Raw genomic sequence first — 14,121 nt, forward strand, 5'->3', positions numbered from 1 at the left:
GCTAACTTATCCTACACAACTTAAAAAACTCATGAAAATATGTCAAAGCTGTGGGAGGCAATACCGAAACCGGATCCGACATTGTCCAATGGATGGAACCCCATTGATATTAATGCCAGAGCCTAGTATTGATTCTTCTAGTAATCAAAACAACCAAAAAGCTCTTAATAGTCTGTTAGAAGATAGCAGTGTAGAAATAGAATTAGAAAAAACAGAATATCACTCTGCTATAAGTACCAATATTAAAAGCCATATTGAGGAAGATAAGGCTGTTTTTGATAATGGCTTGGATGATGATTTAGGTAGTGATTTTGAAGATGAAACAGAAGAACCACCTTTTGAAAGTCGTACCGAAGTAGGAAATGAGGTAGTTTCTCTTAGTAGTGGCGAACTTTGCGGCCATATACTAAATAATACGTATAGGTTAGAGCGTAAAATTGGACATGGTGGAATGGGGGCTGTTTATCAGGCTACACATCTTAAAATAGGCGATAATGTAGCAATTAAGTTTATTGCTGAAGAAATGGCAAAAAACCCTGTTTTAGTTGCACGCTTTCAAAGAGAAGCCCTGGCTGCCCGGCGAATTGCTCACCCAGATGCAGTAACAGTTTATGAAATGAATGAAACCGAGCAGGGACAGCTATTTATTGTAATGCAATATGTTGAAGGTGAAAGATTTGATCAATATTTAGCTAGATCAGGACAACTTACCCCAAGACGACTTCTACAACATGTTAGGTGTATTGCTGATGTTTTAGATGCTGCACATAGCGCAGGAATTATTCACCGTGACCTAAAACCTTCTAATTTAATGCTTTATAAAAATCTGCGTGGTGAAGAAAGAATCAAAGTTTTAGATTTTGGTATTGCTAAATTTATTTCTTTAGAAGAAGACTTGGAACAAGTTGCCCATCTTACCCAAAAAGGGGATGTTTTTGGCTCGCCTTACTATATGTCTCCAGAACAAGCTTTTGGGCTAAATGTTGATGCTAGGACAGATATTTATAGCTTAGGTGTACTTACTTATCAAATGTTAACAGGTCGCTTGCCTTTTGAGGGTAAAACAGGACGAGAAGTTATAGACAAACTAGTTTCTGAACAACCTCCCGCGCCTTCTAATTATGTAGAGTCAGAAATAGATTTTGATTCAGTAATCTTAAAAGCTTTAGCTAAAGAACCTGAGTATAGATACACTAGTGTAAAAGATTTTTTAAGTGATTTAGAAGCACAGTTTACTTTGTTAAGTGATGCAGGGATGTGGCAGGAAAAAAGCATCACTAACGCGCTTTCTACAGCAGATTTTCGCCGTGTTAATGTTTCAGTTATTCCACCGTTAGCAATAACTGAATATAACGCGCAGCCAGCACCTACCGCACCTATTAGCGGCGGACTAACTGGACGGCTTACAGAAACTGTTAATGACCGTGTTGCAATAGCAATTTTACCTTTACGATGTCTTTCTGCTGATGAACAAACTCAAATGTTAAGTGTTGGGCTAGCTGATACTCTAATTACAGAACTTTCTATTGTTAGGGGATTGATGGTTAGACCAATTAGAGCCGTGCTTAAATATGAAAACACAGATGTAGATCTACTATCTGTTGGTAAAGAAATGTCAGTACAGTTTATTTTAGATGGCTCAGTGCAAAATTTTGGTAAAAGGGTAAGGGTTTCATTTCGTCTTTTGGATGTTGTAGAAAATAAAGATATTTGGAATGACCGCTTTGAGTTAATTGGAGAAGATCCTTTTATTATTCAAGATACAGTTGCTCGTAGAATTGTTGAAAGCCTAAGAGTTAACCTAACTGATTATGAAAAAGAACGGCTAGCTTATGTTCCACAACCTTTAAGTAGCGATGCGCAACAATACTACATTCGAGGCCGTCATTTTTTTGAAAGAGCCGTAGAACGCCAAGATATTGAAATGGCATTACAAATGTTTAAGCGTACTATTGAGATTGATAACCGTTTTGCTCGCGCTTATATTGGACTTGCTCAATGCCAATATATTTTTCAAACAGGCTATGACAACAATCTTGATCATATTTCTTTAGCTGAATTAAATTGCCGTCAAGCTATAGATCTTGACCCAAATCTAGCAGACTCATACGCTACACTAGCTAGTATTTATATGGATATGGGACGACGTAGCGAAGTTTTAGATTTAATTAATAAAGCTTTAGCAATTACACCAAATAACTTTGAAGCAGATATGTGTTTAGGTTGGTATTATCGGTCAATGGGACAATTAGATAAATCCTTAGCTGCTTATCGTCGAGCTATGCGCGAAGATCCTACTTATTGGCGGTGTTATTGGGGAATGTGTGTTGCGTATCTTTATCAAGGTATGTTTGATGAAGCAGAAAAAGTTGTTGATACTTATATCAAGAGCCTTGACCCAAGACATCCTGTAATTTTATTCTTAAAAGGAATTATTCAAATTTATAAAAATAGATTAAATGAAGCTGAGGCTTTAGGGTTAAGGCTTAGAAAAGTGCTTCCAGACTTGCCTTGTGGGGATTTACTTCTAGCGCACGTTAGCGCGTATAGACAAAAATCTCAACAAGTGAATAATTACTTAAAACCAATCTCCCGACGTTTTGGGCCAAAAGAAGAGTTTTTTTATTGGTATGCTCAAATTTATGCTAGATGTGGGCAAACTACTAATGCTTTAGAATATATGAAAAAATCTTTAGCAGAAGGTAATAAAAATTTTGTTTGGTTCCAACGCGATCCAGCACTAGAAAATATAAGGAATCTACAAGCTTTTAAGGAATTAATAGCCGAGTTTAATAAATAAAAATGTCATCAGCCATTGACCTAAAAAAAATCGTCGATAAATTTTTATCTCTTACTAGTAAAGATGAACTTTGGGCGCAAGCACTACAAGCTATTACCCTACATATGTTTGCTAGTTATGCAAAAAAATCCTTCCAAGAGTTTAACTTAGAACCTGTTTTAACAACACTTATAGAAAAAATCAAAGATACCAAAATAACTTTTTCTAAAGATCTATCTCCATTAACTGGAATGTCTGTAATAGATATTTGGTATGTTCTAAAAGAAAGAGAGATTTTCTATCCAGTACCAAATAAAGAAGAATTAAAAGCTTATTTAGAAAATTTATTGTTGGTAGAAAAAGAAGTTAAGTATGCCTGGCTTTTAGGTGAAATGGCTTATTCTTTGGGCTTAGATGTAAGGCTAGAACCTCTAAAACGAGATCAAAAATTCTATAAACAGCATTTAAGTAGTATTGATTATATTTATTGGTTAACACATAGAATTTTTTTAGGAACAAGATATTTACAACGTCCACTACCTTCTTTTGGCTTTGGTAGCGTAATTTCAGAACTAGAAAATTTAAGTAAACTAGTTATTGAGCAAGAAAGTCCAGACATTGCAGCAGAAGTAGCCATTTGCCTAGCTTTATCTAATAAAAAAGATACTATGGATTATGAGTATCTACTTAGCATTGTTATAGATAACCTTAGTGAAGATGGTAGTGTGTCAGACCCATTACTAGAAGATACTGAATATAATCTTGCTCATAGCACTGCTGCTGCAATGATTGCTTTAGCCGATTTGGTGGAAAATAGCTAATTGTTATGCAATCTGTAACAGGCTTTGTTTTATTTCGTGGACAGAAGATTTTTTATTGCATTTATGGCAATATAAATTCTACTGCTGAGCCTTTATTAATAGTTCACGGCGGCCCAGGCTCGCCCCATAACTACCTACTTCCATTAGCTAAACTTTCACAAGAAAGACCCATAATTTTTTATGACCAACTAGGTTGTGGTAAATCTATTTATTTAGGAAAAGATAAATCTAGGTGGAATTTAACTTATTTTCTTGAAGAGCTAACATATTTAATTACAACACTTAAACTAAATAAATTACATCTTTTCGGACATTCCTGGGGGTCAATTTTAGCTATTGAATATGCCTTAAAAAATCCATCACAGCTAAAAAGTTTGATTTTAGCTAGTCCTTGTTTAAGCATTCCTCTTTGGTCTAAAGATGCTAAAAAACTACTTAATACACTCCCTAAGCAAACTATAGAGATAATGGAGAAACATAAAAAGTCAGGAACTACAGATTCAGATGAATATCAATTTGCTAGTTTAGAATATTATCAACGTTATGTTTGTCGCCTACCTATTTGGCCCAAGGAAATGATAGATTCTGTTGAAGCATCAAATGATTTAATTTATCGCACTATTTGGGGAGAATCAGAGTTTTTAGTAACAGGAAATATTCATGATTATGACATTACTAAACAGTTGCATAAGTTAGGCTTACCAGTTTTATTTACTTGTGGACGCTATGATGAAGCCACACCAGAAACTACTAAGTTTTATCAAAGTTTAATCAAAGAAGCTAAATTAGTTATTTTTGAAAATAGCTCCCACCTTCCACATTTTGAGGAAAAAAAGAAATACTTAGAACAACTATCAAATTTTCTACAAACAATAAATTCTTGCCAAAATTGACAGGCCAGTTTTGACGACAACTGCCAGAATTGTCAGAAATAATCAAAAAGATAATTAACTATTAGTAAGCTAAGTACCATTAAATCTATGTGTTACAGTGAGTTAAAATTTATAAATCATTATATTTGTTCCTGGCATAAAGCTTGCCCTAGAGAAAGATATCCAAAAAATATCTTATAAATTGCGAGGACAAAACAATGAAAAAATTTGCTACTTTCTTTCTTTTCTTAGCTATCTTCTTTTCTGTCAATGAAAATATTTTTGCACAAAACACTTATAAATATGGAAATGTAATTTACCAAATCCCAGCAGGCTACGCCCAACAGCGAGGCGATTCCACAATTCTTTTAACTCCAGCCGGTCAAGATGCTGATGATGCCGAAATTGCTTTTGCAATCACTGAAGGAATAGACAGCGTTCCAAACAACCTAAATCAAGTAATGCAAGTTTTAGTAAATAAAGTAGAAGCCGGTCGCCAAGTCATTAAACGAGAAACCCAAGTTCAATCCGAAGATGGTTATCAAGTCTTATCTCAAATATCTGTTACTAAAGTTGGTCGCCAAATTTACTTTTCTATTTATGTTCTAGCTAACCCAGGCGGACGAGGTGAATTATTAGTTGTAAGCACTTCAAACCCAGCAGCAATAGAAAAATATCAAAGAGAAATTGCACAGTTTTTTGATGGAATCCAATTTGCTAATGTTCTTGATGGTTCTGCTATAGCACAAAATAATAGAACTTCTAATGCTCGCTCTTCTAATAACACTCAAACTAGACGAAATAACAACACTAACCAACAATTACAAAGAAATAGAAATAATACTAACCAAATATTCTTAAATAGCATTACTAATAATTATAATAACTTATCTCGTAGTTTCTAAATTCTTTTGAAAATAAACAGGGGTAGTCATTTTGTAGCCTAGCAACAATTGCTAGGCTATTTTTTTTGGAAGAGCAAAATAAAAAGTTGAACCTTGATTAAGAATACTTTCTGCCCAAACTCTTCCATTATGCCGGTTAATAATTCGTTTTACAGTAGCTAGTCCAATTCCAATTCCTTCAAACTCATCTGCACGATGTAAGCGTTGAAAAACACCAAACAACTTATTTGCATATTCCATATCAAATCCAACTCCATTATCCTTAATAAAAATTATCTCTTCTGCTTCTTTACTTAAACATCCTATTTCTATTATTGGTGTTTGTTGTTTACTTGAATACTTTATAGCATTAGATATTAAATTATTTAATACAACAGTTAACATAGCTAAATCAGCATATACTATTGGTAGTTTATCTATTATCCATTTAATATTATTTACATCATATATAGTTGTTTGTTCCATTATTAATCTATTTAATAATACTTCTAATTCTATTTGTTTATTAATCATTTCTTGTCTTCCCATTTTGGAAAACTCTAATAATTCGTCAATTAATATACCCATTGTTTGAGATGATTCAGCAATAATTTTGATATATCTTTTGCTTTTTTCATCTAAATTTACATTATTTTTCTCTAGTAATTTTATAAATCCTCCAATATGTCTTAAAGGTGCGCGTAAGTCATGAGAAACAGAATAGCTAAATGCTTCTAACTCTGTGTTTATTAACTCTAATTGCAAAGTTCGTTCTTTAACCTTTTGTTCTAACTCACTATAAACTTGAACATTTTCCATAGCAATTGAGGTGCTATCAGCCAAAGCTTGTAGTAATTCTATTTCTTCTGAGCTTGGAGTATTTGTTTTTGACCAATAATTTCCTATTGCTCCTATAGGTGCTTGACTACGAATAGGCACCATTGCCAGGCTTTTAACAAATGTTGGTTTATAAGCTTCTATTGGGATTCTACTATCCTGGTAGATATCTTCTATAATTACTGATTGAGCATTTTTCATCACCCAGCCACTAATACATTTTTCCATTGGAAAGCGATTTCCTTTCCATAATGGGCTTATAGCGTTTTCTTCAGCATAATAACAATTGTCACCATCTCGTAAAACAAAGGTTGCTCCATCTGCATTTGTTAGCTCACGTGCGGCTATTCTTACTACTTGCATTATTTCTTCTAAACTTTTCTTTTTAGAAAGCTCTTGTATTACTTTTATTAAATATTTGGTTGCATGTTCAGCTTTTTTTAAAGAATGTTCCATAGCTTTTACAAACCTTTGTATAATTCAGTTTTTACACTATAGTAGTATATTAATAATACTCTATCTAGTTCTAATTTAGCTAGTTTAATTCTTAAGATTTAATACATTAGTTTTTTGTTCATTTGACATATTACAAAAATCAATAAATTACTACTAATTTTTCAAAGTAGGCTCACGTCCAACATACTTAGCACGAGGTCTAATTAGTTGATTAGACTTGTATTGTTCAATCGCATGACCTAACCAACCAACTACACGCCCCATAGCAAATAATGTTATTGCTGTTCCAATAGGTAAATTTAATACTTGGCTAATAGTTGCAAGTCCCATATCTAAATTTGGGGACTCTCCAGTTAAATCAAATACTTCTTTGACTAAAGTTTGTACCAATATAATAGCTTTGCTTTTAGGTGCAAATTCTTCCGCTAACTTAATTAGTAATTTAGATCTTGGATCACCTTGGGGATAAAGCGAATGCCCAAAACCAGGGATTTTTTCACCTCTACGAAGCCGATCTACTAAAATGCTAGTTACATTGTCTAATGATCTGGCTTGTAGTAGTAGTAGTTCTACTTGTTCGCCTTGTCCACCGTGTTTGTACCCTTGCAAGGCTGCTAGTCCGGCTGTCACAACTAAATAAGGGTTTACTCCAGTGGAGGCAACACAACGAGCCGTAAAGGTAGAAGCATTTAATTCATGATCTGCACAAACTATTAATGCTGCATTAATCAACTGAGCAGCTTTTTTATTATTTTCTGCCCAAGATTTTTGTAATGTAGAAGCTAGATTTTTTGCTGGTTCTTTTCCTTGAGTAATAATATTTACCATTAGCCTAAGAATTTGCGCTCCTGTGCTAGCTACTCCAGCCGGACGTAAATCATAAGCTGCTATATCAAACTTTGCTGCTAAAGGTATTAAAACCTGAAAAATTTCTATTAAGGAAAGATTAGCAAATTTTTGATGTATTTCCTGTAAATGCTCTAAATAAACGTTATTGCGCTCTTTAGCAAAAGTAGCAGAAATATCATCTAGCCAAATTAAGCTTGCTACTTCTTCTAAACTATTTTGGGTTGCTAAATCTAAAACATTTATTCCACGATACTATAAATTTCCATCTGAGACTAAACAAATCTCAGATGTCATTACTGGACTTCCCCAGTCCAAAGCCATTTCAGCCGCTTTTGTAGGATCTTGACGCACTTGCTTACGTGTTTTTAATGCCAAAATATCTTCTTGGTTATAGCGGTGTTGATGCGAAGTTTCTGTAGACTCGGAACGAATTAACCCACGACTTACATAAGCATAAAGCGTAGTTACACTAACTCCTAATTCTTTAGCTGCTTCTTTAGCTGTTAAATAAACCTTGTTACTCATAAATAAAATCCTTTTTTTATATATTGATTGATAAATCAATATTGACAATATATTATAAAGCTATCAATATTGCAATCAATATGTATATTCTATCTAGAAAGGAACTTAAAAAAATGGGATTAAATAATATTGATGTAATGCAAACTATTCTAAGTAAAGTAGATGGCCGTCAAGGTAGTTTAATAATTCGAGGCTTACCAATAGAAAAACTAGCTAAAAGCGAAGGTTTAGAAAGTATGGCAGTTAGACTTTGGCAAGACTTTACACCTGAGCAAAATACTGTTGAAACTGTGATTTTAGCTCTAGGTCAAGCACGTAAAAGGGCTTTTGAAATTTTACCAACTATCATAAAAGCAACTTCTCATTTGTCTACTATTGAAGCTTTAAGACTAGCCATTGCTAGCCTCTCAGATGATGAGAAAATTCTACACCACTATTTAGTAACAGGAGCGATTCCAGTTTTTTTAGCTGCAATCACTCGCAATAAACAAGGCTTAAGCTTAATTGCTCCAAATGAAAATTTAACCCAAGCAGAAGACTTTTTAAGGATGTTAAATGGGACTGATAAAGCAAATAAGTTGTTAGCCCAAGCTTTAGACAAGTATTTAGTTACAGTTTGTGAACATGGTATGAATGCTTCAACTTTTACAGCGCGAGTTATTACTTCGACTAGGGCAGGATTAATTTCTGCTGTAATAGGTGCAATTTCAGCACTTAAAGGGCCACTGCATGGAGGTGCGCCGGGCCCCGTGCTAGATATGTTGGATAATATTGGCACAGAGGAAAATATTGACAATTGGATAAACAATGAGCTTTCAAAAGGTAAAAGGCTGATGGGATTTGGTCATCGTATTTATCAAGTTCGTGACCCTCGTGCAGATGTTCTAAAAAAAGTAGTTGCAGAGTTACGGGAAAATGGAAATAGCCGTCTAGATTTTGCTGAAAAAGTCGAAAAACAAGCTCTACAGATTTTAGCGCGTCATAAACCTGAAAAGCCTTTGCACACTAATGTAGAATTTTACACCGCTTTAGTTTTAGAGGCTGTAGGCTTGCAACGTGAGCTATTTACCTCAGTGTTTGCAATGGGGCGGGTAATTGGCTGGATTGCACATATTTTTGAACAAGAAAAAACAGGTCGTTTAATTCGTCCTGAATCTGAATATATAGGCTTAATGCAAGAGCAAGTTGCAAACAAAACTGTAGCTTAAACAAAAAAGTTGCCAAGGTTGAAGTTAGAACCTTGGCAACAATTACACATTATTTGATCTTATCAGTGTTTTCCTGGTTCGATCACTACACCTTTTCTTTGTGCCAAAATATAAGCTTCAATTGCTCGCATTTTAGGATCGTCTGGATGTAATTTAGCCCCTCTAGATGGGTTTTCAATACACCAGTTAATCATATCGCGCAGCAAAGCCACCCGTCTAAGTTGTATTTGAAATTTAGGATAAGTTTCTGGATGGGTATTAGCTGCATGTGGATGACACATTGCGCAAGATACGCCGTTAGTACTACCTAGTAACTTATCATCGTGAAAAATTTGATCACCGTAAGCGATTTCTTTTGCCAATTCTCTTTCCCATGATTTGTAATCACGTGAGGTAAAATCTACTACTTGCTCTTGACCTGTTGTAGAAGCTTTATTCTCTTGAGTTGTGGTTTTAGCTTCTGTACGAGCATTTAATGACTCTTTTAGCCAAGCTTCTGCTACTTCTTTAGGCTGTTTTGCTAACCACTGAGCCATTAATTGATTAGAAACTGTTTGAGCTTTTTCTGGATCAAGTCGCTCGTTTGGGCCTACACCTTTTACTTCTAAATTTGTTTCACCATCACAAAGTTGCACGACCAAACTTTGACCATCGGTTTTGGCGGGAGCATGTTTTGGAAGTTGCACAGGCTCTTGAGCTTCAACTTTATGACTTTGATATAAAACAACACTAGCGAAAACACAAATAATAATTAGCTTTATTAACTGTACTTTATTCATCCTATGCTCCTTCATTTAGTAAGATGGCAAAGAGGTTTTTGCGGGTAAATCTTCTTGACCATTGGAATCTAGGTATTTAGCTGTAACTGACATTGGGTTACGATTCCATAAATCATAACGTTTATTTACTCGCCCATTGCCAAGTACATCAATAATTCCATCTCCTAAACCTTCGGTTTGGTTAAAAGGATCAGGACGATTCATTTGCATTGTTAATTTTGGTAAACCTTGTGGTGCATAGGGCCAAGGCCAAGCCGTTGACAACATTCCATGAAAATGAATATTTCCAATCCGGTTTGTTAGCACCTGGTGAGTATGTCCATGAACTACTGTCACAGTTTGAAAAGGTTGTAGCAATGCTTGGATCTCATCAGCGTCATCTGTCCAGAAATTCCAAGGACGATAAAGTTTATAAAGCGGAGAGTGTGAAAATACAACAATTGGGGTTGTTTTTGGAATATTGGCTAAATCACGTGCTAGCCATTCGCGCTCTTCTACACCAACTTCAAAAGCACTTTGTCTACCATCATCTAAACCAGAAACAATTTGCATTCTTTGCATAGGAGAAAGGTTTTTAGCCGTCCAAAAATCCTTCTCGTTAACACTCATCAAGGTAATAAAATGCACGCCCTTATGATCAAATGAGTAATAATGTTTACCAAAAAGCTCTTTCCATAAATCACCCATATCTAAAAACCAGTCATGCTCACCTACCATCATTTTAAGAGGAGCTTTGACTTGTTTAAGAATTTGCGCACCAAGTTTTAATTCGCCTGGTTGACCAAGTTGGGCAAGATCTCCGCCATAAAGTACAAAATCAGGCTGTGGATCAAGCGCATTTATGTCAGCTACAGCACGCTCTAATTGACGAACAAAACGTTCATTTAGCGTTTTTTCATAAAGATGTGAGTCAGAAATGTAAGCAAAGGTAAAGGCTTGTTGTTTGCTATCTGGTGTAGCAGCATTAACAACATCTACTAGCTGAAATGAGTGTGGCACAAAAGATTGTGTAGCAGCAAATCCAGCAGCCATAGCAGACATTTTTAAGAACTTACGGCGGCCTTCCCAAGTGCTACCAGTTTGATATAGCTCTTTAAGCCAATTTTCACGCTCTTTTAAGTATTCTTGAAGACGTTTTTCCCATTTTAATGGAATCATAAAATTTTTCCTTTCTTATTGTGGAAATGGCGCACGGGTTTGCGGCTTTATGCTTTGGACTTTGCGACGGGTATCATCGCTAGTAAAGGTTTTTAATAGTTCTACCAGATCCTCCATTTCTGGATCTGAAAGCTTTAATGGACGCATTCCACCATCAAGATTTGGGTTAATTTCTCCACCTTTGTTGTAGAAAATTATTACATCCAACAAGGTTTTTTCCGAACCATTGTGCATATAAGGTGCTGTTAATTCGATGTCTCGAAGCATAGATGTCTTAAATGATCCAATATCTCTTGGTTGTTTGGTTACTAAATAACGTCCAAGCTCAGAAAAGCCGGGCGAAAGTGCCATTTCATCTATTAATTGTTCTGCACGTTTAGGATCAGCATCTAGCACTTGGCGGGCGCGGCGTGCTAGTTTAGGAAAATCTTGATCCTTAGCTGCTACACCAATGTTATGAAACTTAAAGTCACTAAAAAACGGGGAAGAAGCATTAAAAGTATGGCAACTTATACAGCGAGCCTTTCCATTAAATAATTCCCAACCCCGTTTGGCTGCTTCAGAAATAGCTTTTTGGTCTCCAGCTATAAAACGGTCAAAGGGCGAGTTTCCTGATAATTGCGTCCGTTCAAATGCTGCAATTGCTTTAGCAATAGTATCAATGGTAATTCCATCTTTGCCAAACACGCTAGCAAAGTCTTTTTGATATTCAGCAATTTCACTTACTCGTTTTACTACTGCTTTATGATCAGGCATTCCCATTTCAATTGGGTTAATTAATGGCAATTTAGCTTGTTCTTCAAGTGTTGGAGCGCGTCCATCCCAAAATTGCAGTTCATTAAACATTGAATTTAATACAGTAGGAGAATTACGCGCACCTTTTTTATTTTGAATACCTACGCCTACAGCATTGATGTCTGCTAGTGCTGTGGCAGGGTCGTGGCAAGTTGCACAACTAACGGTTTGGTCAATAGAAAGCCGTTTATCAAAATAAAGTTTTTCACCTAGAGCAATTTTGCTTGGAGTCATTGGATTATCTGCTGGAATTAATTCATTCCAAAGATCTGTTGGTAGTCCAAAAGGTATTTGTGTTTGAAAACCTTGTGGAGATGCGGCAGCGGCTACTTTACTTTCATTACTTATAGAAATAAAAGAAGCCATCATTGCTATTGCAATAAAGAAGGTTATTGCAATTAATTTTGTTACTAGAAATTTTGTTTTAGCAACATTAAAATTTGATTTTTCTATTTTCATTTTCCCTTTCCTCAACATATAAATAGACCAAAAATCTTTTGATAGTTAGTCTATTAGAAAAAGATTAAATAAATGTTAGGGTTGTAACGAAAAGGCTTTGATTTGATTGTTTTCATAAAGGGAAACACACGAACAAAACTTTTATTCCATAAAAATTATAATTATTCTAAAAAAAATTATAATAATTTCCGGTTTTGGGATTTTAGGAAAACTTTTCTTTTCCTGCTTGGTTGAAATTCTAAAGTTGTCCTATACTTTTCACTGTTTTTCTAAACCTACAAAAATTATATTCCAATAAAATTTTAGTTTACTTAAATTTATGAAAAAAACATTACTTATACTTGCTATTTTATTTGTATTTAGTCAAAACTCTTATGCACAACAAAATTTAGACCAACTAATAAATCAAGAATTACCAACATTAGTAACGACTTATAAGAATTTGCATGCTAGCCCAGAACTTTCTCATAAAGAGGAAAAAACTTCTTCTTTTATTGCTTCAGAGCTAAAAAAACTTGGTTATGAAGTAACCGAGCGTGTAGGTAAATATGATCAAGCAGGTTTAACTAGTTATGGAATTGTCGCGCTGCTAAAAAATGGTAATGGGCCAAAAGTCTTAATTCGTACCGACATGGACGGTTTGCCAATAGATGAAAAAACAAACCTGCCTTATGCAAGTAAAGTAAAAACAAAAAATGATGTGGGTGAAGAAGTTGCAGTAATGCATGGATGCGGTCATGACATTCATATGACTACATTTTTAGGCACAGCTAAAATGTTAGCAACACTAAAAAATCAGTGGAAAGGTACAGTAATTTTAATTGGTCAGCCTGCTGAAGAACGGGGAACAGGTGCAAAAGCAATGCTTAAGGATGAGCTTTATACAAAATTTCCTAAACCTGATTATGTTTTAGCTCTTCATGACAATGCTAATTTAGCAGCAGGAAAAGTTGGTTATTGTGAAGGCTACGCGCTAGCAAATGTAAATAGTGTAAATATTACTGTTCGTGGAGTTGGTGGACATGGTGCTTATCCACAAACTACAAAAGATCCTATTGTAATTGCTTCACAAATAGTTTTAGCTCTACAAACCATTGTTAGCCGGGAAAATTCGCCTCTTGACCCAGCCGTTGTAACTGTAGGCTCAATTAGTGGTGGTACAAAACATAATATCATTCCAGATGAAGTAAAGTTGCAACTAACGGTTAGGACTTATAAAGAGGAAGTTAGACAAAAAGTTTTAAGTGCAATTGAACGAATTAGCCAAGGAATTGCTATAGCAGCAGGACTTCCTAAAGACAGACTTCCAATTGTTGAAGTAGTAGAAACCGAATTTACACCAGCAACTTATAATAATCCTGTTTTAACTAAGCGAATAGTAGGAGTTTTTGAGCAAACATTAGGAAAAGAAAATGTTGTTGCAACAGATCCCGTTATGGGAGGAGAAGATTTTGGACGTTTTAGCTTAAATCAAGAAATACCCGGCTTTATTTTTTGGTTAGGGGCAGTTGATCCTGTATTGATAGAAAAAAGCCAAAAGCAATCAACTCCTTTGCCTTCACTACATTCTAGTCAATTTGCACCACTGGCTGAACCCACGATTTTTACAGGGGTTAAAGCTATGACTTCGGCAGCACTAGAATTGTTAAAATAATTTAATAATACATGGAATTAGCTTTGTAACTTATTGAAAATAAAA

General features: G+C 35.0%; 12 protein-coding genes. 6 read left to right on the plus strand and 6 right to left on the minus strand.

All coding sequences use genetic code 11. The features are described from left to right. Positions 1–31: 31 nt before the first annotated feature. From IPK14_01805 to IPK14_01820, 4 genes are all read left to right on the plus strand, one after another. Positions 32–2,800 (plus strand): protein kinase, encoded by a 2,769-nt coding sequence (locus tag IPK14_01805; protein ID MBK7992173.1) that lies wholly within the window; start codon positions 32–34, stop codon positions 2,798–2,800. Positions 2,801–2,802: 2 nt separating this feature from the next. Further along, on the plus strand, positions 2,803–3,600 hold the full coding sequence (locus IPK14_01810) for a hypothetical protein (GenBank protein ID MBK7992174.1): 798 nt from the start codon (positions 2,803–2,805) through the stop codon (positions 3,598–3,600). A gap of 5 nt (positions 3,601–3,605) precedes the next feature. Further along, positions 3,606–4,493, plus strand: a complete 888-nt coding sequence (locus IPK14_01815; protein MBK7992175.1) for a proline iminopeptidase-family hydrolase — start codon at positions 3,606–3,608, stop codon at positions 4,491–4,493. A 197-nt stretch (positions 4,494–4,690) separates the two neighbouring features. Further along, entirely contained in the window at positions 4,691–5,377 is a 687-nt protein-coding gene (locus IPK14_01820) for a hypothetical protein (protein MBK7992176.1), read from the plus strand. A 51-nt stretch (positions 5,378–5,428) separates the two neighbouring features. On the opposite strand, the gene IPK14_01825 is transcribed toward IPK14_01820, so the two are convergent. The 3 genes from IPK14_01825 to IPK14_01835 form a co-directional block, all read right to left on the minus strand. Continuing rightward, the gene (locus IPK14_01825) at positions 5,429–6,649 is read right to left on the minus strand and encodes a GAF domain-containing protein (protein MBK7992177.1); all 1,221 of its coding nucleotides are present in this window, start codon (positions 6,647–6,649) and stop codon (positions 5,429–5,431) included. A gap of 153 nt (positions 6,650–6,802) precedes the next feature. Continuing rightward, entirely contained in the window at positions 6,803–7,741 is a 939-nt protein-coding gene (locus tag IPK14_01830; protein ID MBK7992178.1) for a citrate synthase, read from the minus strand. 9 nt (positions 7,742–7,750) lie between these two features. Further along, on the minus strand, positions 7,751–8,023 hold the full coding sequence (locus IPK14_01835) for a helix-turn-helix domain-containing protein (GenBank protein MBK7992179.1): 273 nt from the start codon (positions 8,021–8,023) through the stop codon (positions 7,751–7,753). A gap of 113 nt (positions 8,024–8,136) precedes the next feature. Here IPK14_01835 and IPK14_01840 point away from each other — a divergent pair, with 113 nt between their 5' ends. Beyond that, positions 8,137–9,231, plus strand: coding sequence for a citrate synthase/methylcitrate synthase (locus tag IPK14_01840; GenBank protein MBK7992180.1), 1,095 nt, complete (start codon positions 8,137–8,139; stop codon positions 9,229–9,231). A 62-nt stretch (positions 9,232–9,293) separates the two neighbouring features. Here the strand turns inward: IPK14_01840 and IPK14_01845 are convergent, their stop codons facing one another. The 3 genes from IPK14_01845 to IPK14_01855 are packed head-to-tail and all read right to left on the minus strand — an operon-like array spanning position 9,294 to position 12,332. Then, a complete protein-coding gene (locus IPK14_01845) occupies positions 9,294–10,010 on the minus strand; it encodes a cytochrome C (protein MBK7992181.1) in 717 nt (238 codons plus the stop codon). A 15-nt stretch (positions 10,011–10,025) separates the two neighbouring features. Next, the gene (locus tag IPK14_01850; GenBank protein ID MBK7992182.1) at positions 10,026–11,168 is read right to left on the minus strand and encodes a metallophosphoesterase; all 1,143 of its coding nucleotides are present in this window, start codon (positions 11,166–11,168) and stop codon (positions 10,026–10,028) included. A gap of 15 nt (positions 11,169–11,183) precedes the next feature. Beyond that, the gene (locus IPK14_01855) at positions 11,184–12,332 is read right to left on the minus strand and encodes a cytochrome-c peroxidase (GenBank protein MBK7992183.1); all 1,149 of its coding nucleotides are present in this window, start codon (positions 12,330–12,332) and stop codon (positions 11,184–11,186) included. Between the two features lie 409 nt (positions 12,333–12,741). On the opposite strand from IPK14_01855, the gene IPK14_01860 reads away from it, so the two are divergent. Beyond that, the gene (locus IPK14_01860) at positions 12,742–14,076 is read left to right on the plus strand and encodes an amidohydrolase (protein ID MBK7992184.1); all 1,335 of its coding nucleotides are present in this window, start codon (positions 12,742–12,744) and stop codon (positions 14,074–14,076) included. The last annotated feature ends 45 nt before the right edge of the window (positions 14,077–14,121 follow it).

Source organism: Blastocatellia bacterium (assembly GCA_016713405.1).
In the GTDB taxonomy this organism is placed as follows: Bacteria; Acidobacteriota; Blastocatellia; order Chloracidobacteriales; family JADJPF01; genus JADJPF01.

Bases quoted from the DNA above. Each gene is read 5' to 3' on its own strand.
- IPK14_01840 (MBK7992180.1), top strand. From the start codon at position 8,137: ATGGGATTAAATAATATTGATGTAATGCAAACTATTCTAAGTAAAGTA.
- IPK14_01835 (MBK7992179.1), bottom strand. From the start codon at position 8,023: ATGAGTAACAAGGTTTATTTAACAGCTAAAGAAGCAGCTAAAGAATTA.
- IPK14_01860 (MBK7992184.1), top strand. From the start codon at position 12,742: ATGAAAAAAACATTACTTATACTTGCTATTTTATTTGTATTTAGTCAA.
- IPK14_01820 (MBK7992176.1), top strand. From the start codon at position 4,691: ATGAAAAAATTTGCTACTTTCTTTCTTTTCTTAGCTATCTTCTTTTCT.
- IPK14_01845 (MBK7992181.1), bottom strand. From the start codon at position 10,010: ATGAATAAAGTACAGTTAATAAAGCTAATTATTATTTGTGTTTTCGCT.
- IPK14_01815 (MBK7992175.1), top strand. From the start codon at position 3,606: ATGCAATCTGTAACAGGCTTTGTTTTATTTCGTGGACAGAAGATTTTT.
- IPK14_01825 (MBK7992177.1), bottom strand. From the start codon at position 6,649: ATGGAACATTCTTTAAAAAAAGCTGAACATGCAACCAAATATTTAATA.
- IPK14_01855 (MBK7992183.1), bottom strand. From the start codon at position 12,332: ATGATGGCTTCTTTTATTTCTATAAGTAATGAAAGTAAAGTAGCCGCT.
- IPK14_01805 (MBK7992173.1), top strand. From the start codon at position 32: ATGAAAATATGTCAAAGCTGTGGGAGGCAATACCGAAACCGGATCCGA.
- IPK14_01850 (MBK7992182.1), bottom strand. From the start codon at position 11,168: ATGATTCCATTAAAATGGGAAAAACGTCTTCAAGAATACTTAAAAGAG.
- IPK14_01810 (MBK7992174.1), top strand. From the start codon at position 2,803: ATGTCATCAGCCATTGACCTAAAAAAAATCGTCGATAAATTTTTATCT.